Source organism: Dyadobacter sp. CY345 (genome assembly GCF_021502725.1).
Classification (GTDB): domain Bacteria; phylum Bacteroidota; class Bacteroidia; order Cytophagales; family Spirosomataceae; genus Dyadobacter.
Map to the genome: position 1 here is coordinate 452,783 of NZ_JAKFFS010000002.1, position 26,818 is coordinate 479,600.

Annotated in this window: 20 protein-coding genes and 1 pseudogene; 10 read left to right on the forward strand and 11 right to left on the reverse strand. The window is 40.3% G+C overall.

Annotated features, from left to right (window positions below; all coding sequences use genetic code 11):
• The first annotated feature begins 27 nt into the window (after positions 1 to 27).
• From pgmB to L0657_RS11585, 4 genes and pseudogenes are all read left to right on the forward strand, one after another.
• Positions 28 to 684, forward strand: coding sequence for a beta-phosphoglucomutase (pgmB, locus tag L0657_RS11570; RefSeq protein WP_235151398.1), 657 nt, complete (start codon positions 28 to 30; stop codon positions 682 to 684).
• Between the two features lie 60 nt (positions 685 to 744).
• A complete protein-coding gene (locus L0657_RS11575; protein ID WP_235150958.1) occupies positions 745 to 3,060 on the forward strand; it encodes a glycoside hydrolase family 65 protein in 2,316 nt (771 codons plus the stop codon).
• Between the two features lie 78 nt (positions 3,061 to 3,138).
• Positions 3,139 to 3,864: pseudogene (locus tag L0657_RS11580) on the forward strand (DUF1080 domain-containing protein).
• A gap of 116 nt (positions 3,865 to 3,980) precedes the next feature.
• A complete protein-coding gene (locus tag L0657_RS11585; protein WP_235150959.1) occupies positions 3,981 to 6,260 on the forward strand; it encodes a tetratricopeptide repeat protein in 2,280 nt (759 codons plus the stop codon).
• 111 nt (positions 6,261 to 6,371) lie between these two features.
• Here L0657_RS11585 and L0657_RS11590 read toward each other — a convergent pair whose 3' ends face one another.
• Positions 6,372 to 6,740: a response regulator gene (locus L0657_RS11590; protein WP_235150960.1), complete on the reverse strand. Its 369-nt coding sequence runs from the start codon at positions 6,738 to 6,740 to the stop codon at positions 6,372 to 6,374.
• A gap of 405 nt (positions 6,741 to 7,145) precedes the next feature.
• Between L0657_RS11590 and L0657_RS11595 the strand changes: the two genes are divergently transcribed.
• Positions 7,146 to 7,433 (forward strand): YtxH domain-containing protein, encoded by a 288-nt coding sequence (locus L0657_RS11595; RefSeq protein ID WP_235150961.1) that lies wholly within the window; start codon positions 7,146 to 7,148, stop codon positions 7,431 to 7,433.
• A 57-nt stretch (positions 7,434 to 7,490) separates the two neighbouring features.
• Positions 7,491 to 7,817 carry a hypothetical protein gene (locus L0657_RS11600; RefSeq protein WP_235150962.1) on the forward strand — a complete coding sequence of 109 codons (327 nt, stop codon included), beginning with the start codon at positions 7,491 to 7,493 and terminating at the stop codon, positions 7,815 to 7,817.
• Positions 7,818 to 7,828: 11 nt separating this feature from the next.
• Here the strand turns inward: L0657_RS11600 and L0657_RS11605 are convergent, their stop codons facing one another.
• Positions 7,829 to 8,230, reverse strand: a complete 402-nt coding sequence (locus tag L0657_RS11605) for a response regulator (protein ID WP_235150963.1) — start codon at positions 8,228 to 8,230, stop codon at positions 7,829 to 7,831.
• A gap of 66 nt (positions 8,231 to 8,296) precedes the next feature.
• Positions 8,297 to 9,739, reverse strand: a complete 1,443-nt coding sequence (locus tag L0657_RS11610) for an ATP-binding protein (RefSeq protein ID WP_235150964.1) — start codon at positions 9,737 to 9,739, stop codon at positions 8,297 to 8,299.
• 253 nt (positions 9,740 to 9,992) lie between these two features.
• On the opposite strand from L0657_RS11610, the gene rpoN reads away from it, so the two are divergent.
• From rpoN to L0657_RS11630, 4 genes are all read left to right on the forward strand, one after another.
• The gene (rpoN, locus tag L0657_RS11615; protein WP_235150965.1) at positions 9,993 to 11,444 is read left to right on the forward strand and encodes an RNA polymerase factor sigma-54; all 1,452 of its coding nucleotides are present in this window, start codon (positions 9,993 to 9,995) and stop codon (positions 11,442 to 11,444) included.
• Positions 11,445 to 11,466: 22 nt separating this feature from the next.
• Complete coding sequence (locus L0657_RS11620) at positions 11,467 to 12,918, forward strand: sigma-54 dependent transcriptional regulator (RefSeq protein ID WP_235150966.1); 1,452 nt, start codon at positions 11,467 to 11,469, stop codon at positions 12,916 to 12,918.
• Between the two features lie 4 nt (positions 12,919 to 12,922).
• Positions 12,923 to 14,419, forward strand: a complete 1,497-nt coding sequence (locus tag L0657_RS11625; RefSeq protein ID WP_235150967.1) for an ATP-binding protein — start codon at positions 12,923 to 12,925, stop codon at positions 14,417 to 14,419.
• A 72-nt stretch (positions 14,420 to 14,491) separates the two neighbouring features.
• Positions 14,492 to 15,928: a hybrid sensor histidine kinase/response regulator gene (locus tag L0657_RS11630; RefSeq protein ID WP_235150968.1), complete on the forward strand. Its 1,437-nt coding sequence runs from the start codon at positions 14,492 to 14,494 to the stop codon at positions 15,926 to 15,928.
• Between the two features lie 75 nt (positions 15,929 to 16,003).
• Here the strand turns inward: L0657_RS11630 and L0657_RS11635 are convergent, their stop codons facing one another.
• The 8 genes from L0657_RS11635 to L0657_RS11670 all read right to left on the reverse strand — a co-directional run bounded on the left by L0657_RS11635 (position 16,004) and on the right by L0657_RS11670 (position 26,800).
• Complete coding sequence (locus L0657_RS11635; RefSeq protein WP_235150969.1) at positions 16,004 to 16,534, reverse strand: hypothetical protein; 531 nt, start codon at positions 16,532 to 16,534, stop codon at positions 16,004 to 16,006.
• Between the two features lie 213 nt (positions 16,535 to 16,747).
• Positions 16,748 to 19,849 carry an efflux RND transporter permease subunit gene (locus tag L0657_RS11640; protein WP_235150970.1) on the reverse strand — a complete coding sequence of 1,034 codons (3,102 nt, stop codon included), beginning with the start codon at positions 19,847 to 19,849 and terminating at the stop codon, positions 16,748 to 16,750.
• A gap of 105 nt (positions 19,850 to 19,954) precedes the next feature.
• Positions 19,955 to 21,007: an efflux RND transporter periplasmic adaptor subunit gene (locus L0657_RS11645; protein WP_235151399.1), complete on the reverse strand. Its 1,053-nt coding sequence runs from the start codon at positions 21,005 to 21,007 to the stop codon at positions 19,955 to 19,957.
• Between the two features lie 122 nt (positions 21,008 to 21,129).
• Positions 21,130 to 22,377 carry a TolC family protein gene (locus tag L0657_RS11650; RefSeq protein WP_235150971.1) on the reverse strand — a complete coding sequence of 416 codons (1,248 nt, stop codon included), beginning with the start codon at positions 22,375 to 22,377 and terminating at the stop codon, positions 21,130 to 21,132.
• An 81-nt stretch (positions 22,378 to 22,458) separates the two neighbouring features.
• Entirely contained in the window at positions 22,459 to 23,826 is a 1,368-nt protein-coding gene (locus tag L0657_RS11655) for a cell wall metabolism sensor histidine kinase WalK (protein ID WP_235150972.1), read from the reverse strand.
• A 49-nt stretch (positions 23,827 to 23,875) separates the two neighbouring features.
• On the reverse strand, positions 23,876 to 24,562 hold the full coding sequence (locus L0657_RS11660) for a response regulator transcription factor (protein ID WP_235150973.1): 687 nt from the start codon (positions 24,560 to 24,562) through the stop codon (positions 23,876 to 23,878).
• Positions 24,563 to 24,621: 59 nt separating this feature from the next.
• Positions 24,622 to 25,782 carry a PLP-dependent aspartate aminotransferase family protein gene (locus tag L0657_RS11665; RefSeq protein ID WP_235150974.1) on the reverse strand — a complete coding sequence of 387 codons (1,161 nt, stop codon included), beginning with the start codon at positions 25,780 to 25,782 and terminating at the stop codon, positions 24,622 to 24,624.
• 4 nt (positions 25,783 to 25,786) lie between these two features.
• Entirely contained in the window at positions 25,787 to 26,800 is a 1,014-nt protein-coding gene (locus L0657_RS11670; RefSeq protein ID WP_235150975.1) for an App1 family protein, read from the reverse strand.
• Positions 26,801 to 26,818: the final 18 nt, after the last annotated feature.

Here is a 26,818-nt window from a genome sequence, read left to right on the forward strand (position 1 = left end):
TTGCAAGATATTAAATTTAAAAATGATATGCCGACTGTTCAAGCTTGCCTTTTCGATCTGGATGGAGTGATCGTAGATACTGCCAAATACCATTACCTCGCGTGGCGGCAACTTGCCAATCGGCTCGGATTCGATTTGTCGCTGGAACAAAACGAGTTACTGAAAGGAATCAGCCGGATGGAATCGCTGGATATTATTCTGAAAATTGGTGGCGTTGAATTGGGCGAAGAGGAAAAATTAAAACTGGCGGCTGAAAAAAATGTTCGCTACCTGGAACTTTGTAAGCAAATTACACCAGATGACGCGTTGCCTGGCGTGCGGGATTTTCTGGATGAATTAAGAAGAGATCATATAAAAGTCGGACTGGGATCTGCCAGTAAAAATGCCAAAACCATTTTGACAAATCTGGATATGCTTTCCTATTTTGATACGCTGGTGGACGGAAACCGGGTAACAAAAGGGAAACCTGATCCACAGGTTTTTCTTATGGGAGCCGAAGATCTGGCTGTTTCGCCGGAGTACTGTATCGTTTTTGAAGATGCCGTCGCCGGGATTCAATCTGCAAAAGCAGCGGGAATGATTGGCGTAGGAATTGGAGAAGCCTCTGTTTTGACCGAAGCTGATCTGGTCATCAAAGGCTTTGAAGGCGTCACTGTCAGTGACCTTTTCGAAAAGTTGAAGTAATTATCTTAAATCTGATAAAACGCAACTACGCCAGACGGCAAAGTTGATAGCCCATATAAAATGAAAAACTACATAACGCACGATGAATGGAGTATCGTGGAAGAAGGTTTCCATGCTGCGCACAACGAAATTACGGAAAGTCTCATGAGTCTGGGAAATGGCCGGATGGGGCAAAGAGGTAATTTCGAGGAAGGTTATTCAGGAAAAACGCTGCTTGGGAATTATGTAGCCGGAGTTTATTTTCCTGATAAAACAAGGGTCGGCTGGTGGAAAAATGGCTACCCGGATTATTTTGCAAAAGTACTGAATGCTTGTAACTGGATCGGTATTGATGTAAAAGTCGGCGAGGAAGTTCTGGATTTGAATACTTGCCTCGTTGAGGAGTTTCGGCGAGAACTGAATATGAAGGAAGGCGTTCTTGAACGAAATGCCATAGTGAAACTTCCAAGCGGACGACGGCTGAAAATTTATTCGAAGCGTTTTTGTAACATGGTCGATGACGAATCGGGCGCGATCCAGTTTTCTCTCACACCACTTGATTTTACAGATGTTTTTACCATAACACCATATCTCGATGGAAACATCAGCAACCGGGATTCGAATTATGACGAAACTTTCTGGAATGAAATACATAAGGAAACGAGCTTTTCCGAAGGTTATTTAATTCTTGAAACCAAGGAAAATCCATACGGCGTTGAGCGGTTTCAGGTCGCTACCGGGATGGCGTTCGATATTAAGATGAACGGACTGAAAACGGATTATCAGTCGTTGCCGGCGCGTCGGGAAAAGTATGTTTCAGGCGTTGTTCATATCGAAGTAAAAGAAGGAAGTGAACTGACGGTTTATAAATATGCCGTCAATCTTAGCTCGACGAATTATGAAAAAGAAAATTTGTTGAGCGAGGCGAAGACCTATGTTGCCAGGATTTGTAAAAAAGGTTTTGCGCAGTTGTATGAAGAACATGTCCAGGCCTGGGCTGAGAAATGGGAGAAAAATGACATCACCATTGAAGGAGACATCGCGGCCCAGCAAGGAATCCGGTTTAATATTTTTCATCTCGGACAAACTTATACCGGCGAAGATGAGCGCTTGAATATCGGTCCGAAAGGATTTACAGGTGAAAAATACGGAGGAAGCACATACTGGGACACGGAAGCGTATTGCATTCCCTTTTATTTATCCACTTCCGAAGAAAAGGTTGCCAGAAATCTATTGATATATCGTCACAAACATTTACCGAAGGCCATAGAAAATGCTGAGAAATTAGGCTTTAAAAACGGTGCAGCATTATATCCAATGGTGACTATAAATGGTGAGGAATGCCATAATGAGTGGGAAATAACTTTTGAGGAAATTCACCGGAACGGAGCGATTGCTTTCGCAATCTATGATTACACAAGATACACGGGTGACGAAGATTATATATTGCAGTTTGGGCTCGAAGTGCTTATCGGTATTTCGCGATTCTGGAAACAGCGTATTACCTGGTCTGGTGAGAAAAACCAATATGTCATGTTGGGCGTGACTGGGCCGAACGAGTATGAAAATAACGTCAATAACAACTGGTATACCAACTACATCGCGTGCTGGACGCTTCGTTATACGCTGGAAATAATTAATAAAATGTGGGAAAAGGACACCCAGCGTTTGAATGAAATTATTTTACAGACGAATTTTGATCTGAATGGTGAAATGGCCGACTGGAAGCATATTGTCGAATTTATGCACTTTCCATACGATTCGGCACGTCGGGTTTATTTGCAGCAGCAGGGGTTTCTGGACAAAGAATTATTGAGCGTAAATGATATTGCAGATCAGCGGCCTATCAATCAAAACTGGTCGTGGGACAGAATTTTACGTTCATGTTTTATTAAGCAGGCTGATGTTTTGCAGGGTCTATATCTTTTCGAAGATGATTTTACGGTAGATGATATCAAGCGAAACTTCGAATTTTATGAGCCTATGACGGTTCATGAATCTTCACTTTCGCCATGTGTTCACGCGATTTTGGCTGCAAAAACAGGTTTGAAAGAAAAAGCTTACGAAATGTATGTAAGAACGGCACGGCTTGATCTGGATGATTACAACAACGATACCGAAGATGGTCTGCACATCACGTCCATGGCAGGTACCTGGATGAGCGTCGTTAAAGGTTTTGCTGGTCAGCGTGTTAAAGATGGGTTTTTACATCTAAACCCATACATTCCTGAGGAATGGAGTTCTTATTCTTTCCGGCTCGGATTCCGGGGTTCATGGCTGAAAATATCTGTGACACAGGAAGGTGTATCCGTACAAAATACTTCTGATCAGGAAGTCACTATTTTCGTTAACGAAGAACGATTGTTTGTACCTGCAAACGAAATCGTAACCAAATAATAATTTTTAAGTCAAGCAGTATTTTATTGATCCGGGATACTTTTTTCGTCTCGGATCAATAAATATAAAATCCTCTATATGCTTAGAATTTCTTTGCTTTCCGTGCTCTTTTGTTTCGTTTTAACAAATGGCAACGCTCAAATCCTTAATACTTTAACGGCAAAAGAAAAGAAGGATGGCTGGAAGCTGTTATTCGACGGGAAAGATTTTAAAGGATGGCATGCATATGGTGGCAGCAGCGTTGGATCCGCCTGGATCATTGAAGGTGGAGCGATCAAACTTAATGTTCCGGAGCGTTCTGGCAACAAAGCAAAAAACGGTGGTGATATTGTTATTGATGAGCCAGTTACCGGTGATTTTGAGTTTAAAGCAGAATGGAAAGTCAGCAAGTATGCGAACAGCGGCATTTTCTTCTTCGTGACTGAATCGCCGAAATACAAAAATATGCACGATACCGGCCTTGAATAGCAGGTGATCGATGACAAAATTTATGAAGGTGCAAAAGAGAATACACACCGTGCAGGTGACTTTTTTGGTATAGCCAATGCGCGTCTTCGCGAAGGAAATCCGGAAGGAGCATGGAATCAAATTCATTTTATTGTCCGCAAAAATAAACTTACGGTACTTCAAAATGGTTTTATCGTCCAGGAACACGACCTGGCAGGGAAAGACTGGAAAGATAGAATTGCCAAAAGCGGTTTGAAAGAAGCACCCATCTCAAAGGGTAACTACGCGGGGAAAATTGGACTGCAAGATTGGGGCAGTACAGTTTGGTATCGCAACATAAAACTACTTCGGTTATAATTTTTGATATTACAAGAAAAAACTAAATTAAAACGTTATTATTGAGCGGTAGGTAACTATTAATTGGTAATGTTCTTGATTTATAGTAGGTTAGTGACCTCGGTGTCTTATAAATCATGATAAGAAAAGTCGTCAGATCAGGTTGGAGCGTAGTGTTTTCGATGGTGTTTATGGTACTTTTTAACCATCCCGCATCATCGCAGGATTTTAGTGTTTGTCAACGAAACCTGAAAGATCTGCTCACGACCTTCAATCGCTCCTTCGAAGAAAATGATCCTGCTTTACTGAAATCCCCTGAATATCAGCGACAAATCCGTGAGCTACAAGCAGAATTTCTAAAATACCATAAGCTTTCTTATATGCCGATCGATTCGGTTCAGCGGCTAAATAATGAGGCGATAATTCTTGCGCTTTCCGGAAGTTACCATAAATCACTCCACATCATGGAAGCCCTGGACTTGTCCGGAAAGGACGCTCAGGCAAAATATAATCGCGGATTGTTCAATCTGCTCAACCGGAAATATGACGCGGCGAGAACTGATTTTATAGACACCCCAGGAAATTCCTTTGGTGTTTTGAACTCACTGGTATCATACGGAAAACAAAAAAAGTTTGCTGACGGGCTATCGTTTGCGCAGGGAAATCAACAAAAAAATTCTGCTGGTAAGTATAATTTCAACATCGGGCTGATGCAAAAACTGAGTGGATTTTATCCGGAAGCAGTGGATGAATTTACGTCAGCCATTCGTCAGAAAGATGAGCTTATGGCTTACAGATTGCAGCGTGGCGATCTTTACATGCGGACTGGAAATCAGAAAAAAGCGGTAAAGGATTTTGAAAAAGTGGCGCGAAAACATCCAAAAGCGCAAATACGCTACGCCAATGCTTTGCTTTCAATAAATCAGTTTTCAAATGCACTTTCCATTTTTCAGAAATACCTGGAAAGTGAGGACAAGACTTTCCGCGGAGACGCCTACCTGGGAATTGCCCATTCCTACTACGGTCTGAATCAGGTACGGGAAGCGCAAAAATATTATCGCATGGCTTCTACGCTTAAAAGGGAAACGCCTTCGTTGCTATCAGGAATTGGAAATACGCACCTTTCAAATCATGAGTATCAGCTGGCTTATAATTCTTTTGACCGCGCAATAAAAAAGGATACTTCTTATTTGCCTGCCTTTCTGGGAAGAGCTGTATCGCAGTACGGAATGAAAAAGTTTGATCTGTGCCTGGAAGATTTTAAGAAGGCGGAATCGCTTATGGATCCAGATAATAAGTTTTATGCAGACCTGTTTGTTACCCGTGGTTTTGCCCGGTATTACTTAAAAAATTCGAAAGGAGCCCAGGAAGATTTCGCGGCGGCTATCCGCCTGGATGGAACACGTTATGAGGCTTTGGCAGGAATGAGCAGTATTATGATCGACCAGAAAAGATTTTCTGAGGCAGGTCAATTTCTTGCAAAAGCGCTGAACTATGAACAAAAATATGATCGGATGTGGAGCAATTACGGAAACCTGCTTTTGCATTTTGATATGTTCAAAAAGGGCTATAACGTTTTCAAAAAAGCCATTTCCCTGAATCGTGAAAATATCAAAGCGCAGAATGGTTGGGGCGTTGTCTTATTGGAAAATGATCAGCTCGACAAATCTATGGCGCTTTTTGACAGTTTGGTCAAAGAAAATCCTGACTTATCCTATCTTCATAACAATCACGGGATCGTGCAAGCTTACCTGGGGAACCGCCACGAACAAAGGCGCCAGATCGAAGATGCAAACAATCGATACGATGGCGCTTTCAAAGATTTTCAGACGGCTATGCAAGTAGCGCCTTCCAGAAAATTTTATAATGTTAATCAAGGAAATGTTTACCGCTACTGGCAAAAGTATGAGGATGCTTCTTTAAGTTATCAAAGTTATCAGGATAAAAGCGCTCTAAACAACACGGCCGTGATGTATGCTGGTCAGCAACGGATGAAAGATGCTCAATATTACCTGGGAGTTGCAATTCAGATTGATTCTCTGCACCGGGTTTTTCAGTATAACCTTGCCATTTTATTGAAAGGTAAGCAGCAGGAAATGATGAAACTCGTTGCCTCAGCGGGAGATGACGGGCCATACTCTGATATCGCAATTAAATATAGTAGGGATGGGTTTGTGACACTTTATCTGTACGATTACGAATATGATACACTGGCATTTCAGGGCCGGCACTATATGCCATTACCTGTTGCAGCGTATAAGGAAGACTATTTTATACCGGAATACGATTTTAAGCTAATACCATATTCTAAAAAGAAGGCCGGGCCGAAAAAGAAGGAGCCGTCATATAAGTCGCAAAAGGTCAAAATGCCTGGGAGAAAGGGTAGAAGTGGAACCAAATGCCCAGTGCTTAGCTAAGAGTTTCCAAAGATGGCATTTCAATTTATTGTGAATAAAGCTCCACAATATTGAGAATTATGTACTCATAGTGGGAAAATGCTGCAAAAATTGTGTGGAATTGGGGTAAAATCAGTCATTGTTTGCAACGAAAAGACTTCTCACTTCCACAAAACTGATCGGTTTGTCTAGAAAGTAATCAGCTCCTTTTTTCAACGCTTCTTCGCGAAGATTTGTCATCGCGCTCATCATCACAACTTTCCTGTGATACTCATTTCCTGATTTTTTGATATCCTCAATTTCGTTAATCCCTTTTCCATCTGGCAAATTGTTGTCAATAAAGACCCATTCCGGATTTAATTGGTTGATATAAGCTTTTCCCTCGGCAAGTGTTGTAGCAATTTTAACGATATCAGGTGTCTTTACATTGAGTTGTTTGACCAAAAAATTGCGCATCAATATTCCTAAGTCTTTCTCATCCTCAATAATTACAATTTTCATGGCCAGAATTCTAAAAAGATTTAATAAACTGAAAAACGGAAGTGTTTAGTTTGTAAAAAAATTAAATAAATGTGCGTCTAGAAGTCTCACTTACACATTTCTAATTTGACATTCAACAATAATCTTGCCATTAATTAGAGCCAGAATGCTATATTCCTGTGTAAAATGATATGCTAAGTCGAAAGCTTACCCACATTGTAGAAACGGCTTCCAGAAATGTGTAGTAGTATTTTTTAATTTTCGTTCGCTATGGTTAATTTAATCTTTGAATAATTATATCTATAATCGTAAATATCTGGTTTTTAAATAGTTATAATTATTCAATAATTGAGTAATTTATCGGGAACAAGTTTTTAATATTTTTATTTGTTAAATTAAATTTGTCATCATTTTAAATCCATTGTCATGATAAACGGTAAAGTTTTTTGGGGAATCGTAACCGCAGCAGCGGCTGGTGCAGTAATAGGAATGCTTTTCGCTCCTGAGGAAGGAACGCAGACAAGAAAGAAAATCAAGAAAAGAACCAACAGCCTGGCAAGTGAGCTGATTGATGCCCTTGAAAAAAGCAAAGCCAAAGTTGTAAGTTCAGCCGAGGAACTGAAAGACAAAGGACAACAATATAAAAATGATCTTACAGACAAAGCAGAAGATCTTGCAGATGATGCTGCTGATGAAGTAAACAGATATAGCTAAAAAATTTAAATCCAGGTAACCTCAAAAGGTTATCTGGATTTTATAATCAATATACTTATGAAAAATACAACTATTGAAAAAGCGGAAAAGTCACTTTTCTCTGCCGCTTCTTTTGCAAAAGATTTATTTTCTACTTCGGCGCCCGGTGGTGTTGCAGGTAAGGGTGTGGAGCTTGGTATGGGAGCGATACTAGCCAAAACTGTACTGAAAAGGCTTCCAGTTCCCTTAAACTTTTTGGCGCCAATTATTGTAGAGAAAGTCATTCTCAAATATGGCGTAGAGGAAGGTAGAGAAGTTTTGTTGAAAGGTTTACGGTGGGTTAAAAACGCGACAGAAGAAACTGATGATAATATCAGAATCACGAAGGAAAATGTGGTCCTTTAACTAGGATCACATTATAATCTCCGCAGCCAAAATTTATGCACGCTTAGTATTAAATCTTTCAGCTCTTCGTAACTGGAAGGTTTCACAAGATAACAATTTGCGCCTAGTTGATATGAAGCTAAAATATCATCCGGGGCATTGGATGTACTGAAAATAATGATTGGGACATTGTCCCATTTGTCACTCTTTCTTATCACTTTCAAAACTTCTCTCCCATCTCTCTTTGGCATATTAAGGTCTAGGAAAATCAAGTGAGGTATATTTGGATTTTCTGTGATATAATATTCGAGTAACTGCTCGCCGTCTTCAAAAAACACAATCGTATTTACCAAGCGATTATCTTCAAATGCAGCTTGAACAAGGAAACGATCATCGGCATCATCGTCTGCCATTAAAATTGATCCGTTGTTCATAGGAGGAATTCTGGCACATTTAGGATTCTGAAATTCAGTTCAATCATTACGTTTTATCTGGGTTATTTAGGTCAGCATGGATTCTTTTGGCAAATATATGTAAAAATTTGAGCCTTCCCCCTCGGTACTTTCTGCAAAAATATATCCGTTATGATTCGATACGACTCTTCTGCAAATCGCAAGTCCGATTCCCGTTCCGGCAAACTCGGTAGTTGCGTGTAGTCTCTTAAAGATGATAAAGATCTTATCAGCAAACTCTTTTTTAAATCCTATTCCGTTGTCAGCAAATTTGATCTGGTGAAATTGAATGTTCTGATGCGACGGCTTTACTCCGGGAATAACCTGGCCCTCGACTAATCTATGCGAAATTCGAATAACAGGTCTTATATTTTCCTGATGATATTTTACGGAATTAGAAATAAGGTTTTGAAAAAGCTGAACCATTTGAGAGCCGAAACCATCTATTGAAGGCAATGGTTCATTATGGATAGAAGCTTTATTTTCCATAATCATCTCCGAAAGATTGGATTTGGCTTCTGCCAGTATCGTGTTCAGGTTAATCAGTTTTGAATCAGCACTTGTTCTAACAATTCTGGAAAACGACAATAAATCATAAATGAGATTTTGCATTCTCTGCGCTGCACTATCAATCTTAGCTAACATTTGGAATGCCTCATCTGATAGTTCCGATCGGTGGCGGTTCAAGAGCCTGTCGGAAAATGAACGGATTTTTCGCAGCGGTTCCTGCAAATCGTGAGAAGCGACATAAGCAAACTGTTCCAATTCACTATTGGACCGATTCAAATTTTCAATTTTATTTTCAAGATCAATACGGTAAAACCGATTCCGCCGTAATTCGCGGTCAAGGAGGATAAATGCAGAAGAAAGTAAAACAACGGCAACAAGCATGATAATCCAGTTATAGCGATACACCTGCTGCATGTAATTGTCCCGGCTTTGGACACGCGTATACATAAGCTGATTTTCGAGTTTGTTCATTTCTGATATTAGCTTAGTCATCGAATCAATCTCCTGATTTCTCTTTCTGTAGAGCGCATAAACAGCAGCAGGATTTACCAGCGTGGCTGGCCGAGCGATTCGCTCGGTGTAATCACGAAATTTTTCTATATGTATTTGAAGGGAATTTAGTCGTTTTTGCTGAGCACCGTCGTCGGTAATTAGAGAGTCAATTTTTTTTGCCAATTTCGGAACAGCATAAACGGCGGCAAGCGTTTTGTTAATATAGATAGTATCGTGTAGATATACGTAAGAATTTGTGTGATGCGTTGATTCATACATAGCGGATGAAAGCCGATTAAGGCCACTGATCACCTGCTGCGTCTGATTGACTTTTTCTGAATAGTTGACAAGTTCCTGATTGATTTCATTGTAACTATATGAAAGTGCAATAATTAGTATCAATGAAATGCCAAAAAGAATCCTTGTAATGCGTGATAGCTGTTTTTCAGAAAGACTTCGGTTTAAAAGACTGGACGTAGATAGTTTCATATTTCAGGCTTTGTGCGAAAAATCTACATTTCGTATTAATATACTCAGAATGTAGAAATATGTACGCAATATTTACATTTTGCCAACTAAGGTTAAGTAAGTTAGGATAAAGTGTAGTAAATTTAGATGATGTACGTAGTAAATCAACGAATGGGGCCCTTTTGATGTGCGTTTTCGGCTCGTCCGAAATATACAGGTTTCAGTTTCAAACGATATCATTAAAGAGAACTTTTAATATTAGAATAATTGCTCTATGCAAAGACAAACGCAGACGCAACGACAGACCCTTAAATATTCTCCCCTCCAGATCCAAATGCTCAATCTATTGCATTTGACAACAATGGAGCTTGAACAAAGAATTAAAGAAGAATTGGAGGAAAACCCTATACTTGAAGAGGGTAAGGAAGAAACTGCATCTGAGGATCCTGTGGAGGAATTCCAGGATACTGATGATTCTGTGGGATCAGGAGATGATGATTATCCGTCCGTACAGGACTATCAGGATTGGGACGAGTTCAGAGATGACGACATCCCGGATTACAAAACATATGCCAATAATCAATCTGCTGATAATGAATTGTATACGCGGCCGATGGTCGAGTCAATATCTTTCAGAGACGATTTAAAACAGCAGGTGCATTTTTTAAGACTGGATGAAAGACAGCAGCTTGTAGCAGATTTTATTCTGGATTCTCTTGATGAAGACGGGTTTTTGAGACGTGAGAGCGAAGTGATTGCGGATGATATCTCTTTTGCCAATAGCATGTTCATCGATACTGAGGAGGTTGAATTAATGCTTCGTGTAATCCAGCAGCTTGATCCTCCCGGAATTGCTGCAAAAGATCTGAGAGAATGTTTGTTAATTCAGCTGCAACGTATAGAAAACCAGGACGAATGCTGGGGCTGGGCTTACAAAATTGTTTCTGATACGTTTGATGAGCTAGGTTCGCGTAATTACGACAAAATTATGCGCGTTTTGGGAATAGACGAAGAATGTTTGAAAAAGGCCATTCAGCTGATTACTACACTAAATCCAAAACCTGCATCAGGACTTCGCAATGACAGCCTTGTAAATGAGAGCATTAAGCCGGATTTTATGCTTCGGTATATCGAAGACAGTGAAATCGAAGTGCAGCTTACCTGGGGAAATAGTCCTGCCTTGCGCCTGAACAAGCTTTTTACGCAAATGGCAGAACAGAAAATTGATAAGGCGACTAATCAGTTTTTAAAAAATAAAATGAACTCCGCCAAGTGGTTTATCGATGCGATCAAACAACGTGAAAATACCATGTTGAGCACTTTGAGAGCTATCGTCAAACTTCAATACGATTATTTTCAGACAGGAGATATCAAAAAATTAAGACCAATGATCCTGAAAGATGTGGCGGAAATTATTGATATGGACATCTCGACTGTGTCGCGGGTCACGACGAATAAATATGTTCAGACACCTTTTGGTATTGTTTTATTAAAGGATCTCTTTACCGAAGGAGTTACCAACGAGGACGGAACGGAAGTATCCAACCGTGAAATTCAGGAGGCTATTCGGGAAATTACGGCGGCAGAGGATAAGAGACATCCGTTTAACGATCAGCAAATTACCGATTTGCTATCAGAAAAAGGATATTCAGTCGCACGTCGTACAGTTGCCAAATACAGAGAGCAATTAAATATACCAACCGCCCGACTTCGGGTTACCATTTAATTAAGAAAGCATTTTATTCCACATGAAAAAAATAGTAGTGGTTGATGACGAAGCGGATATTTGCTTCCTTTTAAAGAGATTTTTATCTAAAAATGATTTCATTGTTGAAACAGCCCAAACTGGAAAAGACGGGCTGCTGTTAATTGAATCTTTTGAGCCAGACCTGGTTATGACCGATTTCCGTCTTGGGGATATCACGGGTACCGAGTTGCTAAATGCCATTAAATCAAAACGCCCTCACGTTCCTGTTTTGATCATTACCGGTTACTCTGATATCAAGGTGGCGGTAAATGTAATGAAACTTGGTGCTTACGATTACATCACAAAACCTCTTTTTCCAGACGAGATACTGGTAACTGTTAAAAAAGCTTTGGCAGATGCGGAATCTGAAAAATCAGGAGAAACGGAATATGTTGCTGGAAATACTGATACTGTCACGGCTGTAAAACCAGGCCGCAAAACGACCCACAAAATGAAGGCGGGTTACGTGATGGGTCAAAGTGAAATTGCTGATAATTTGTTTCGTCAGGTTGATCTTGTCGCACCTACTAATTTCAGCGTAATTATTTATGGTGAAAGTGGATCCGGAAAAGAGGCGATCGCGCATGAAATTCATAACCGGTCGCGCAGAAAGGATATGCCGTTTGTAGCGATGGACTGCGGTGCAATTTCAAAAGAACTTGCCGGAAGCGAACTTTTTGGTCATGAAAAAGGATCATTTACCGGCGCGCTACAAACCAAAATTGGTCATTTTGAAATGGCAAATGGCGGAACTTTATTTTTGGATGAGGTTTCCAACTTGTCTTATGAAATACAAGTGGCTCTGTTACGTGTAGTGCAAGAGCGTAAAATGCGCAGAATCGGTGCTTCCAAAGAAATTGATCTGGATGTGAGGATTATTGTGGCGAGTAATGAAAGACTTTTGGATGCAGCCAGAAATGGAAAATTCAGAGAAGATCTTTATTATCGTTTCAATGAATTCACAATTGAGGTGCCTGCTTTGAGAAACCGTAAAGATGATCTTTTGCTGTTCGCTACAACATTTTTGGATACAACGAATGCGGAATTAGGCAAGAATGTAAAAGGATTTTCGGATGAGGTGATGAAGGATTTTGTAAATTATTCATGGCCAGGAAACTTGCGCGAACTGAAAAATGTGATAAAACGCGCCACTTTACTTTCTGATGGGGAGTTTATTGAAGAAAAGTCTCTGCCATTTGAAATCGTCAATTACAGCAAACTGAAAGATCTTGATGAAGAAATTTCTGCACCCGTTATTACTGCACCAGTCACACAGGAGGCTGTGGAAAGCGAAGATTCTAAGCCAAGTTTGAAGACAGTCGCAAACGAGGCGGAATATGATATGATTATGCAAGTATTACGTGATGTAAATTTCAATAAAAGTAAAGCTGCGCGTTTATTGAACATCGATCGTAAAACCCTGTATAACAAAATGAAACAATTTGATATTTAAGAAATTGGAAAATCAATTATGCCTTTTTTCATTTGAGGAGATTATCAATGCATCAACAACGGGATTTATTGTTTGCAGTATACCTGCTGACAGAAGCGGTAGCAATGCCGGAGAATCAAGCTGCATTTTTATAAATCCAACTGCTCAAAAGTTGACAGGAATAACTGAATTAACAGGACTCACCGAAAAGTCAATTTTTGGTGAGCATACAAATTTTGATGGACTTAATATGTCCGGAAGCTTGGATTTCAGGTTTGAGAAATCGGGCATCTGGTGCAGAATTACAAGGTCTTCTCTTGATGACAATTTTTTATATACCCTGACTGATATTTCTGTTGAAAAACAGAATGAGATTAATACCTCACAATTTAGAAAGCTGTCTGCTGAAGCTGAGGAAACGATGGAATTCGGCAGCTGGATCTGGGACATTAAAACTTCGAAATTTGATTGGACAGAGGGAATGTACAGGCTGATGGGTTACAAGTCTGAAGATTTGATTTCATCGAAATCGGACATCAATATTTTCAGGAAGAATATTCATCCGGATGATGTCGACATGATCACCGAGAAATTGAGAAACATTCTTGCTTATACAGAAACTTATGTTCTGGAATTCAGGATTATTTCCGAGGATGGTCAGGAAAAACACTTGTATGCCAAAGGTCACAACACGATTGATGAAAATACAGGAAACCCGATTTCTATCGGAACCGCTTTCAACGTTTCCATGCTTCGTGATATTCAGCGTGAATTGGAACAAAAAGTAAGTGATCTTAATACTTCCAACTCAGATCTGGAACAATTTGCCTATGTCGCCTCTCACGATTTGCAGGAACCACTCCGCAAAATCGTGTCGTTTGGCGAGCGGCTTCAAACCAGATCAAAGGATAGTCTGGATGAGGAAAACCGTTTGTATCTGGATAGGATTCTCAGCTCGTCCCGTAGAATGCAGAATATGATCAACAATCTGCTTGAATTTTCAAAGGTCACAAGTTCGTCAAAAATCTTCGAACCGACTGATCTTAATGAAATACTAAAAACTACATTAAGTGATCTGGAAGTGACGATTCAGACAAGAAAAGCAACCGTTGATGTCGATGACCTGCCTGTTATTGATGCAAATCCAACGCAGATGTCACAGCTTTTTCTTAACCTGATCTCAAATTCTTTAAAGTTTGCCAAAGCAGATACGGATCCGATAATTTCTATCAAATTAGCTGATGTACATTTTGCAGAAGTTCTGCAGCGGAAGTTATCAGAAGATATAAGATATATCAAAATTAAAGTTGAGGACAATGGGATAGGGTTTTCAAATGAAAATGCATCCCGTATTTTTACGATCTTTCAGCGTTTAGGTGGTCGTTCCGAATATGAAGGGGCGGGCATCGGGTTATCTGTTTGCAAAAAGGTCGTGGAAGGACATCACGGAATTATTGATGCCTTTGGAGTTCCTGATCAGGGAGCGACCTTTGAAATCATTCTTCCTGTGAGCCAATATTAAACAATATGAGGCGTTTCATTGTCTTAACTATACCATTCCAATTAAAAGAATAAATATCAATTTCGGATTATAATGAATAGCAAAGTTATTAGCGTACTTCTGGTTGACGATGATGAAGATGACTACTTTCTAACCAGAGAATATTTTGGTGATCTGATTAATTGGAAATTCGATATTACCTGGTGCTCTACGTATAAGGAGGCTATTCATAATATTCAGAACAAGAAATTCGATCTGTATTTTTTTGATTATTTGCTTGGTGAACGCAACGGTATTGACCTGATCGAGGAGGCCTGCACACTGGAATGCGAAGAGCCCATTATTCTTTTGACAGGAAAAGGCGATACCAAAGTAGCAGTTGAGGCATTAAGGCTTGGCGCTGCGGATTATCTTATCAAAAATGAGCTTGATTCAGAGAAACTGGAACGTACCATCCGTTACGCGTTGGAACGTACTTCTGTGTTGAAAGCCCTGCGCCATAGTGAGCGTAGATACAGACGTGTTTTTGAAGAATCAAATGATTTTCTTTTTATCAGCGACCTTGAAGGTGTCATCACCGATTTTAATACTTCTGCATGCACTTTGACAGGTTATTTGCCCAAAGAACTGAAAAGTAAAAATATTCTGGAAATGGTGGATGATCCACTTTTCGGAAGTGTTTGGGAAGGAATTCAGGATAGATCAATTCAGGATTTTGAGGTGCGTTTAGTAACCAATGACGGAGAGAAAAAATATTGCGTTTTCTCTGCTTCTATGGAAATGGATGAGGACAATCCTTATGTCCAAGGCAGGTTACATGATATTACGGCAAGAAAGCAGTCGGAACGAGAGCGTTTATTTTCTGAGAAATTGGCGGTTACAAGCCGGCTTGTAAGGATGCTGGCACATGAAGTCCGGAATCCTCTCACCAACGTAAACCTTTCGGCTGAACAGTTGGAAATGGAGCTGGTAGATGAAGATCAGAAATTTTATACGCAAATTATAAAACGGAACTGTACGCGGATCAATGATTTGATCACCCAGTTATTACAGCCATCCAGTTCTACGGACGTAAATCTTGTGGATCAATCGATTCATCAGGTTTTGGATGAAGCGATTGCAACCGCTTATGATCGCGTTCAGCTGAAAAGAATTCAAATCGTTAAGGTTTTTGCAGAAGAGGATTTTGCTATTCCGCTGGATTCAGTTTCTCTGCAAATGGCATTTCTGAATTTGATCACGAATGCCATTGAAGCAATGGACGAAGATACCGGTGTTTTGAGAATTACGACGCGTTTGCAATCCGATTCCTTACAGGTGATTTTTGCTGACAACGGCTCCGGAATTAGTGAAGAGAATATGGATAAAATATTCGAACCTTATTTCACAGGCAAGAAACATGGAATGGGACTTGGTTTAGCTACAACTTTGAATATTCTGCATACGCATCACGGGCGAATCGATGTGCAATCTGAAGAAGGAGTGGGGACTACATTTACGATCAGCTTCTCGGGTAAAATTAACTCGTAATTTAACCTGATTTGATTTGAAATTATAAAGATAAACCCCGGACAAGCCACGTGCTTGTCCGGGGTTTATCTTTATTTAGTTTCTGCGATAACCTTTGTCATTACTTCTTCCATTATCATTTCTGTCATAACGGTCGTTTCTATCGTTATTATTTACGTATCCACGGTTACGGTCATCTTTTTTTACCTGGTATTTCGGATGTCCTGCGCTTTGGTAATAACGCTCGTCGCGGCTGTCACGAATGATCTGCTGGTTATGGTTTCCTTTATATCTTGCATATTGAGAAATATGAACATTGTTATGTAGGAAAGGTCTCTGTTCGTTCACAACCACCTTGTATGAATTGTAAATATCATAATTGCGATAACGAGACGGCAAAGATGATGTATAAACCCATTGCGGCCCGTTTTGATAAACATATTGCGATCTTGTCACATCATAATAAGCATTAATATCCGGCAGATAATAAAAATCAACATGATTGTAACCGGTTGGTCCCCATGCTGGCTGACTTCCGATGTTGATACTTAAACTGATCTGAGCATTGGATTCCTGAGCTGCTGAAAGACCTAATAACACGATTATTGAGAACATTATCTTTTTCATGGTTTCTGGTTTTTTAAGGTTAAAATTCGGCACTTTCTGTGCTTTCATGGTAGTAAGACAGCAGTTTTTAAACTGAGTTTAATCGCTTAGGAATGGTATCGACAGGGAGGCAGTTTTTGTCTGCGAGATGGCCTGTTTTGACTAGGAACCTATAAATAAAAAAATCCCCGCATCAGGTTCTGACGCGGGGATAAGATGAATTTCCAGATAATTTTATGCAGTAACTCTTTTCTTCCTGTTAAAGAAACCGTAGATGATCGGGAAGATCAATAAGGTCAGAATTGTCGCTGTAATTAATCCGCCGATTACGACGATGGCTAGTGGTTTTTGTGTTTCAGAACCAATACCGGTTGAAGTGGCGGCGGGAAGCAGGCCGATAGCAGCCATGAGTGCGGTCATGACCACTGGCCTGATCCTGGATTTGACACCCTCTCGGATGGCATCATCAAGTGGCATATGTTCTGCAAGATTTTTATTGAAGACTGAAATCAGAATTACGCCATTCTGGACACACAAGCCGAAGAGTGCAATAAATCCTACGCCGGCCGAGATACCGAAATTCATATGGGTCGCATGTAGCGCCAATATACCACCGATCAGGGCAAACGGGACGTTAACCAAAACAAGGCCGGCGTCTTTCGCATTACTGAACATAATAAACAGCAGAATAAAAATACCAACGAGACTAATGGGGACAACTTGTCCGAGACGGTCAGTAGCGCGAACCTGGTTTTCAAATTCTCCAACCCATTCAATTGAATAACCCTTTGGGAGGTCAGGGAATTTTTCTTTTACACGTTGCTGTGCTTCGGCAATGGTACCTCCTAAGTCACGGCCACGTACAGAAAATTTCACCCCGATGAAACGTTTATTATTGTCACGGTAAACGAATGCTGGGCCAGTCACTTTCTTGATACTCGAAATTTCCTTCAATGGAATTTTTCCACCGGCCATCGTCGGTACCATCAATTGCTGAATATCCTGTTCATCGCGCCGGTACTGCTGTTGATAACGAAGACGAATATCGAATTTGCGTTCACCTTCATAAAGCACTGAGGCTGTCTTGCCTCCAATGGCCATCTCGATTACCGCCTGAACATCAGCAGTACTGACTCCATACTGAGCCATCTTGTGGTCATGCAGAATCACACTTATTTCTGGCTGGCCAATATTACGGATAAGTCCAAGATCTTTAATTCCATTGACATCACGGATGGCATCCATTGAAAGGTTAGCATATTTCTCCAGTTCTTCGAGGTTTGGGCCAAAGATTTTGATACCATTACTGGCCTTATATCCAGCCACCGCTTCAGCAACGTTGTCAACAATAGGTTGAGAATAATTGTACAAAACACCGGGATAAACGCTCAGTAGCTTGTTCATCTCGTCCGTAAGTTGCTCGTTGCTGATCTTTCTTTTCCATTCTTTCTTTGGAACCAAATCTACCTGGAACTGGCAAAAGTAGAATCCATTTGGGTCAGTGCCATCGTTGGAACGGCCTACCTGCGAAAGTACCTGTTTAACTTCTGGAAAAGTAGCCAGGTCTTTTCGGATATCTCCCGCCATTTTTACACTTTCGGGAAGTGACATACTCATGGGCAACTCGGCCGTGACCCAAAGCGCGCCTTCGTTGAGTTGCGGCAAAAACTCAGTTCCAAGCCATGTGGATGAGAAAAGAGAAATACCCAAAAATAAAGATGCAAATATGAAACTGATCTTCTTATGTCCAAAGCACCAGTTAAAACCTCCCATGACGATCTTATCAAAAAAATTGACGATCGGATTATTTTTCTCCCGGACGTTTTTATTTAGTAAGAATGAACATAAAACCGGTACAAGTGTCAGCGTATAGAACAACGCACCGAGCAGCGCAAAACCAAGAGTAAATGCCAATGGGCTGAACATTTTCCCTTCCACTTTCTGAAAACTAAAAATCGGAAGCAGAGCAGTAATGATGATTAATTTTGAGAAGAAAATTGCTTTCCCCATTTCACCGCCCGTCTTTTTTATTAATCCAAGTTTGGACAGTTTGTTATACCGGTCCATTCCGTTTTTATGGGCAAGGTGGTCCAGGGCCACGAAAATTCCCTCGACCATGACCACGGCCCCGTCAATGATTATCCCGAAGTCAATCGCCCCCATCGATAGTAAGTTCGCCGACATACCTTTCAATTTCAGGCAGGTAAATGCAAAAAGCAGCGCGAGGGGAATAATAATGGAAACAATAACCGTTGTACGCCAGTCAGCCATGAAAAGGAATACAATAACTGTAACAAAAACGATACCTTCAACCAGGTTGTGTTTCACAGTATCTGCGCAAAACTCGATCAGATTATCACGGTCATAAAATGTGACCATTTTAACATCCGGTGGGAGAATTTTTGTATTCAGTTCATCAATCTTGTCTTTGATTCTTGCCAGTACTTCACTTGGATTTTCACCTTTTCGCTGTACGACAATACCTTCAACGACATCATCATTTTTCCCTAAACCGACCTGACCGACACGTGGAAGATCTGACTCTTTTACCTCGGCAACATCTTTTACCAGTACGGGATAATCCTTCACATACTGGACAATAATATTTTCTATATCCTGTGTTGATTCGAGCAGACCAATTCCCCTTACCACGTACGCCTGACTATTTTTTTCGATCACGTCTCCGCCCACGTTTACATTACTTTTGGTGACGGCTTCGTAGACTTCAAGGGGAGTGATGTTGTATTTTACCAGTTTGGTTGGGTTTACCTGAACTTCATAGATTTTCTCCCTTCCACCAAAAGCGACAACATCGGCCACGCCGGGAACACTGCGAAGCTGGCGGTCGATAACCCAATTTTGAAGTGTCAGTAATTCCCGGCTATCCCGGTCTTTGCTTTCAAGTGAATACCTGAAAATTTCTCCGGTAGGTCCATATGGTGGCTGAACTTCCGGATCCACGCCATCAGGCAAGGAAACGGTCCGTAGCTGATTGTTAACTTGCTGACGAGCAAAAAAATCTTCCACATCGTCATCGAAAATAATTTTGATGACTGAAAGTCCAAACATCGTAACACTTCTTACGTTTGCCTTCCGTTGCACGGAGTTCATCGCAATTTCAATAGGCTGGGTCACAAACCGCTCAATTTCTTCGGCACTACGGCCATGCCATTGTGATACGATAATGATTTGTGTATTTGTTATATCCGGAAATGCTTCCAGGGGAGTGCTCTTGTAACTGACCACTCCGGCCACGATCAGCAGGCCCGTCAGAAAGAAAATAAAAAATCTGTTTTTGAGAGAGAAACCTACGATTCCTCTAATGAATTTATTCATTAAAATAAATTTTGAATGATGGAATTTTAAATGACAGAATATTGATTGGGTCGCTGGTACGACGATAGAATGAGTCAACATTCACTCATTCTATCATTCACCCATTCAATCATTAATTGCATTGTAGATTAGCAATTGATTTTTTGAAATCACCTGCTCGCCATCTTTTAGTCCTTTGCTTATATAAGCGCGGTTGGTCAATGTCCGGTATACTTCCACAGGACGTGCTTCAATATTGCTGCGGCTATGGAAAATCATTACCCAGTTTTTGCTGCGGTCAAAAATGATTGACTGGGAAGGAATAGCCTGCATTTGATTACTCTCTTCAAAATTCAGGGTCACAGTTGCATGCATTTCCGGTTTTAATTTAAAACCGACATTATTCAGCTGAATGCGCACTTGCATGGCTTTGGTTTCCGGGTCTAAAACGTTATATATCTTGTCAATTTTTCCTTTGAAAGTTTCATCAGGGAAACTGATCGTATGCACATCTGCGGTCATTCCTATTTTGATTCTTGGAATATCGCTTTCGTTAACATTAGCCAAAACCCAGACATCGGCGATTTGTCCGACAGTAAACAATGCTTCAGAATTGTCAGAACGAAGCTGCATCCCCCGGTTCACATTTTTTGAAATAATGAAACCATCGATTGGAGACTTGACCGTATAGTTGGTGGATTTACTTAAACCATAAATCGAAAATATTTCCTTCATCCTGCTTACTTCGGCCTGCGCTTTATCCACCATCTGCCTGGCGGTAATCGCGTCTCTTTCAGGTACTAACTTACTCTCATAAAGGTCTTCCGTAGAGGATAGATTTTTCTGAGCGATCAGAAGATCAGATTGTGCCTGGATCATCTGGCGGTCGAAATCTGCTACTTCTCCGGAACGGATTGTCGCCAGTTTCTGACCTTTTTTCACGTTGTCGCCCAGCTCCGCATTTACATCTTCCACATTTCCCCCTACAAGAGGGAAAATTTTGATGATTTGATTTTCATCAGGCACTACTTTCCCGACCAATGTCAATTCATTTCTGACGATCTCTGTTTTTACAGTGTCGAGTCTGATGCGGTTCATCATGGTATCAGATAACATAAATGCCTTTGATTCTTCCTGTTTTTCCTCTGCTTTATGGCAGGATGGGAAACAGAGGCTCATCAAAGCAAGTGAACATACATAGACCAAACTTGTTCTCAGGCCAGTTTTTGCTTCGTAAAATGATCGATTTTGTTGCTTACTTTCAGCTTTCATCCGGATATTTATAAGAATTTCAGTCTTTATTAATTAAACAGTTCCTCGCCAACTACGAAATTGAGCTCCTCATATACCTTAATCCGGTCGGCTTGTAACCGGTTGAATTCTCTGGTACTTTCATTGTAGGTTTCAATAAAGTCTATAAATTCCAGCAGCGTGATATTGCGTTTCTGAAAGTTGTCGTAGAAGCCCTTGCTTAGTAATGTGAATTGATCTGTAAAATGATTTTCGACACTTTTGTAAGCCTTTTCAGCAACAAATACTTTTTGTAAAGCAGCATCTACTTCGTTTTTGATACTGCTTTGTTTCGCCGTTTCTCCTGTTTTGAAATAACTGATATTACTTTTGGCGGCTCTGATATTGCCTTGGTTCCTGTTGAAAAAGGGAAGATCAACGGTAACATTCAAACCGAAATAATTATTGGCATAATTACTCGCCTGGTCATATACTCCGCCAATCTGAATATCCGGTGCGGCCAGTGCTTTTTGCAGAGTATAATTTAATTCTGACTGTTTTGTTTCGGATTCGACAACTTTTAGATCAGGGCGACTTTGCAAAGCGCGATCCTTTAACAAAGCGAGATTGTAATTTTTAAGCTGATAACGACTGATATCTGAGCTATCGACAACAGGCTTGACAGGATTTTCAGAATTCAAAAGCGTTTTCAGATCTCGCTGATTTTCGGTTAGCTCAAAAAGGATATCGGCGCGATCATTGGTTAGTTGAAACAGCAATGCTTTAAGTCTGACTACTTCTTTTAAAGAAATATTCTTACGATCATATTCTTTGTCAAAAGCAGTAACGGTTGTGTTTAAAGTTGCGATCTGCGTGTCGTATAAAGCGATTGTCTGGTTCAGGAAATAAGATTCGAAGAAAATTTCTCGGAGTTCAAATTTCAACGTGCGGATCAGATCATAAAACTGGAATTCGCTTTTCCGGGTCGATTCAACATCCAGTGCCACACGTTTATTTCTCTTGCCCGCCCTGGTAATTAATTGCTGAATGGTGAAAGCTTTCTGACCCTGGCGGCCAACATCCAGAAACCCGCGGGATGGGTTATAAGCGCTTATTTCAGCAGTCAATGTTGGATTATTCCAGAGCTTATCCTGAATCTCCTGCGATTTGGCGATATCAATCTGATATTTCTCCGCCAAAAGCTGGAGGTTGTGTTGTAAAAAAATACTATCCGCTTGTTGGATTGTAAGCCGCAGCGTGTCCTGGGCTCGTAAACTTAATGAAAATAGTAGCAGCAGTCCGGTGATGTGAGTTCGCATAAACGCATTGTTAGAAAGATGCGATATTCGGAACCCGGTATTACAGGAGGCTTAGAATAACCTTAGAAAAAAATTAGAATGCTATACGTGCTTTAATGTCACCTTAAATTCACTCCCTTTTCCAGGCTCACTTTGCACGGCAATACTGCCGTGATGAAGATCGACAATACGTTGGCAAATTGACAAGCCAATACCAAAACCCGGAACTTCGCTCGTGTGTGATGAGCGGTAAAATGGATCAAAAAGATAGGGGATATCTTCTTTATTAATCCCAATTCCCTCGTCAGTAATTTTAATGATACAGTCGGTTTCGTTGGTTTCGAAAAGAATCCTGGCAGTGTTGTTCGAAGAATATTTGCAGGCATTATCGATTAGATTGAGCAATACTCTTTTTAGTAGTTCTTCATTACCTTCAATGATCGTATCGTTCTCATTATCAGGTATATTTACATAATCAATGAAAACTGCGTAATTCGGGAAAGAGGATAATATTTCCTCTTTCGCCATAAATGCCAGATCTTCGACCCGCACTGGTGTGAATTTCATATTACCCATATTCTCTATGGAACGGGCAAGGAAAAGCAGGTTGTTGGTAATACTAATTAACCTTTCAGTATCTGAAAAAAGATTGGCAAAAACTTCTTCAAGATTGGGGTCATTTTTAGCAAAACGCTGTCCTAACTGAATCTCGGATTTCAATGCAGCAAGGGGCGTTCGCAGTTCATGTGAAGCGTGGGAAACAAAACTTTTTTGCTGTTCAAAAGCTTTATTTAACCGACCTAAAACAGTATTGAAATTTATAGCGAGCTGCGCGATTTCATCTTTCCGGTTTCCTTCATCCAGTTTTTGAGCAAGATTATTGGCTGTGATTTTTGAAACCTGACTGTTAATAGCACTGATCGGTTTTAAGGAATTACTGGCAAAATAAATGCCTAATGCCACAGTTAATCCTATTCCGCCGATGAGGCCCCATGCCAATGTTTGCAGTAAATTTTCTAATTTATTGCGGCCGAATTTGTCATACGCAGAAGCAAGCACAACCAAAGGTTCATCTCCTTCCTCATAAAGCAGACCAATCGTTTCACTTTGATCCTGCAAAAATTCTATTTCTTTATTCTGGCGGACTTGCCCGAGCAACTCCTTATGATAGGTGATCAGCTTGTCATCCACACTGGAATAAACCAATTCATCTTTTGTATTAAATATCAGGACTTTTTCATCAAGCATCTCGGTAAGCGTGTTCATGTCAATAGTCCTGAGAAGATCCTTGTCAATACCCTTCACTTTGACAAGCAGCCGGCAGGTTGTTTGCGCCTTACTTTTAAGCCTGTCATAAAATTCTTCCTGACGATATCGTGCAGATACGCTGTAAACGGCTATTGAAAAAAGCAGTAAAATAACTGCCACCATCAAGGTAAATTGCAGCGCAATCCTGTCTTTTATTTTCACAAAAAAGTAATTTTTTGATGTAACGGTATTTGATATAAGCCTTGCCAGATTATTCTTCTTTCATGATATATCCCAGACCTGGCCGCGTGTGTATCAATTTGGTAGTGAAATCTTTATCAATTTTTTTACGTAGATAATTGATATAAACTTCAACGACATTCGTTCCCGGGTCAAAATTCAGGTGCCAAACATGCTCAGCAAGATCCATTTTGGAAACTACTCGTCCGCGGTGTAGTAAAAAATATTCTAACAAAGCGAATTCTTTCGCAGTTAATTCAATCGACTTTCCGGCGCGAATAACTTCCTTGGTTCCTACATTTAATTCCAGATCTGCAATGCGTAACGTCTGGTTTTCAGACTCAGGATTATTCAATTCAGAAACGCGTAGGGCAGCATTGATCCGTGCCATTAATTCTCTGAAGTCGAATGGCTTGACGATATAATCATTCGCTCCTTTGTTCAAACCTTCCACTTTATCTTCAATCTCACCATAAGCTGTTAGCATAATGATGGGCAGTAGAGGCTTATAAACCCGGATCTGCTGACAAACGTCATATCCTTTCAGGCCGGGAAGATTTACATCCAGCAAAACCAGGTCAAACTTTTTGCTTAGTGCCAGATTTTTACCTGTGATTCCGTCATAAGCAATTTCTGCTTCGAAGTTTTCAGCGTGTAGTCCCCGGAAAATGTTTTGCGCGATACGCCTGTCATCTTCGACAATGAGTATATTTTTCATATAATTGTTCAGGTCGTTTCTTTGAATTTAAATTTACGGGAAAACTAATTCAAAACTCTCTAAAGTACTTCCAATGCTTGTTCCATGTCTTTGATCAGATAATCAGGATCCTCAAAACCAATATAGATACGCGCCATCCGATGCAGCTCGATTGATGGATCAAAATCCTCCGGCGCAAGTCCGCCGGCCTGAGGCAGAATCAACGACTCATGGCCGCCCCAGGAAACTGCCACCAGAAAATGTTTTAAAGAATACGTAAAACGTTCGATCTGTTGATGTGAACTCGCTTTAATAACAATTGTAAAAAGTCCGCACGCTCCTTTCATTTGTTTTTTCGCCAGTTCTAACTGGGGGAAATTTTCATCAAATGGAAACAGTACCTTTTCAATTTTTGGATGTTTTTTGAGGTATTCAATAACCTTTATGGTCGATTTTGAGATATGCTCCAAACGCATAGGCAGAGTCCGTAATCCCCGTAAAATCAGCCAGGCATTAAATGGCGAAATTCCTGATCCGGTATTTAGCAGTTGTTCATTAAATATTTTTTTTAACATTTCCCGGGAACCTGTCAACACGCCTGCAAGAACATCACTATGTCCTCCAAGGTATTTTGTCCCGGATTGTAAACTCAGATCGATACCGAAATCGTGCGGTTTTTGATAAACAGGTGTGCAGTAACTGTTATCAACAATCGTTATAATATTCAGGCTTTTGGCAAGCTTTGAAACGGCTTCCAGATCCTGGATTTCGTAAGTTAATGTATTAGGTGTTTCAAGATAAATAATCCGCGTTTCTGGACGGACGGCATCTCTGAAATTTTCAATTCTTGTCCCGTCTACGTATGTTGTCTCTATCCCAAAACGGGTAAGCACATTATCAAAAAGCCGTATCGCCCAGCTATATGGTTTTTTGATTGAAATGATATGATCACCTGATTTTACATTGGCCATCACAGAGCAATAAATTGCCGAAGCACCACTATTGAAAACCAAAGCATCTTCCGCTTCATCCAATGCTGCCAGTTTTTTACTTAAAATATCTATTGTAGGATTTTTTCCTCTTGAATATAAAAAAGTAGATTCTTCGTTGGCAAAAGCATTCCTTAACTCTTCAAAACTATCAAATACGAAATTACTAGTCTGCACGATCGGAGGAGAAACCGCATTAAAATATTGACTGCGATCTTCTCCAAGCTCGTTCAGAATGTAGGAAATGTCCATTTAATTAGGTTAAATTATTTTCTGTTGGTTGTTTAAATACGATACCTGTTTCAAGCGAATGGATGATGGCTTTGTTGCTGTGAGAAAAGTAACAAGTGTCAATTCCCATGTCCTGAATTTTCTTTAAAAGTATCGTTGTGTCAGATTTACTCCTTTTCCGGGTTTGGCGAATGTAGACAGCTCTTATATTTCCTGCAAACATTTGACATATTTCTTCATAGATCACGGGATCTTGCTGTGAATCGTCGCCAAGTAATATGAATTGTAATTCCGGATAAAATTCAATTATATTCAGAATTTTTTGAAACTTGTGATCATGGGAACCAGCGCCGGTCATCATGAAATCGTCCAGCCCGGATTTTATTTTTTTGAGTTTGAGAACTGCTTTTGGCAGACCGTTCAATTCAGCAAAACGGATGATCATATCATATAAATTCCACTCACTGCTGGATACATAGAAAAATATATTCGCTGGATGGATCGGATTTGTCCTGCTCGCCAGTGAAAGCAATTGATAGTGTTTTACGACGTCGTCAAAGGGTTTTCTTGCCTGGACGTTTTTCGCGAGCAATACAAAAAGCTTCTTAAACGATCGTCGGCTATGCGAGATCAGAAAGGTATCGTCGATATCTGAAATAATACCATAAGAACTTTCATATGGTTTAAAAAACTCTTCCTGTCTGGTCGCCTGATACTTATGCTTATCAATCTGGTCATCGACAGTCACTTCGTAGGGATGCCATCCTCCTTCCATGGGTTCCGTAAAAGGAACTTGAAAGCGAAAGTAGCCATCTTCCAGGGTTTGTGTCTCCGCTACAACGGAACCAACTCTCAGAATAACCCTTAAATTTGGTATGGTTTTTATTGAGAAGAGTTGAAGGATTGTCCGTGCATACCTGAAACCTTTTCGGGTATATTTGTGATCACCTTCCGGGTACTTTTCTACTACGTGGCCAAAAACAACCAATTCGTTTTTATTTGCGTAGCCCCGGTATAATTTTAAGTCGCATCGTTTCATATCTTACCTTTACCCTTA

What these genes read in the sequence shown, in the direction of transcription:
- pgmB (WP_235151398.1), top strand. Translation starts at nt 28, where the DNA reads ATGCCGACTGTTCAAGCTTGCCTTTTCGATCTGGATGGAGTGATCGTA.
- L0657_RS11575 (WP_235150958.1), top strand. Translation starts at nt 745, where the DNA reads ATGAAAAACTACATAACGCACGATGAATGGAGTATCGTGGAAGAAGGT.
- L0657_RS11585 (WP_235150959.1), top strand. Translation starts at nt 3,981, where the DNA reads ATGATAAGAAAAGTCGTCAGATCAGGTTGGAGCGTAGTGTTTTCGATG.
- L0657_RS11590 (WP_235150960.1), bottom strand. Translation starts at nt 6,740, where the DNA reads ATGAAAATTGTAATTATTGAGGATGAGAAAGACTTAGGAATATTGATG.
- L0657_RS11595 (WP_235150961.1), top strand. Translation starts at nt 7,146, where the DNA reads ATGATAAACGGTAAAGTTTTTTGGGGAATCGTAACCGCAGCAGCGGCT.
- L0657_RS11600 (WP_235150962.1), top strand. Translation starts at nt 7,491, where the DNA reads ATGAAAAATACAACTATTGAAAAAGCGGAAAAGTCACTTTTCTCTGCC.
- L0657_RS11605 (WP_235150963.1), bottom strand. Translation starts at nt 8,230, where the DNA reads ATGAACAACGGATCAATTTTAATGGCAGACGATGATGCCGATGATCGT.
- L0657_RS11610 (WP_235150964.1), bottom strand. Translation starts at nt 9,739, where the DNA reads ATGAAACTATCTACGTCCAGTCTTTTAAACCGAAGTCTTTCTGAAAAA.
- rpoN (WP_235150965.1), top strand. Translation starts at nt 9,993, where the DNA reads ATGCAAAGACAAACGCAGACGCAACGACAGACCCTTAAATATTCTCCC.
- L0657_RS11620 (WP_235150966.1), top strand. Translation starts at nt 11,467, where the DNA reads ATGAAAAAAATAGTAGTGGTTGATGACGAAGCGGATATTTGCTTCCTT.
- L0657_RS11630 (WP_235150968.1), top strand. Translation starts at nt 14,492, where the DNA reads ATGAATAGCAAAGTTATTAGCGTACTTCTGGTTGACGATGATGAAGAT.
- L0657_RS11635 (WP_235150969.1), bottom strand. Translation starts at nt 16,534, where the DNA reads ATGAAAAAGATAATGTTCTCAATAATCGTGTTATTAGGTCTTTCAGCA.
- L0657_RS11640 (WP_235150970.1), bottom strand. Translation starts at nt 19,849, where the DNA reads ATGAATAAATTCATTAGAGGAATCGTAGGTTTCTCTCTCAAAAACAGA.
- L0657_RS11645 (WP_235151399.1), bottom strand. Translation starts at nt 21,007, where the DNA reads ATGAGCCTCTGTTTCCCATCCTGCCATAAAGCAGAGGAAAAACAGGAA.
- L0657_RS11650 (WP_235150971.1), bottom strand. Translation starts at nt 22,377, where the DNA reads ATGCGAACTCACATCACCGGACTGCTGCTACTATTTTCATTAAGTTTA.
- L0657_RS11660 (WP_235150973.1), bottom strand. Translation starts at nt 24,562, where the DNA reads ATGAAAAATATACTCATTGTCGAAGATGACAGGCGTATCGCGCAAAAC.
- L0657_RS11665 (WP_235150974.1), bottom strand. Translation starts at nt 25,782, where the DNA reads ATGGACATTTCCTACATTCTGAACGAGCTTGGAGAAGATCGCAGTCAA.
- L0657_RS11670 (WP_235150975.1), bottom strand. Translation starts at nt 26,800, where the DNA reads ATGAAACGATGCGACTTAAAATTATACCGGGGCTACGCAAATAAAAAC.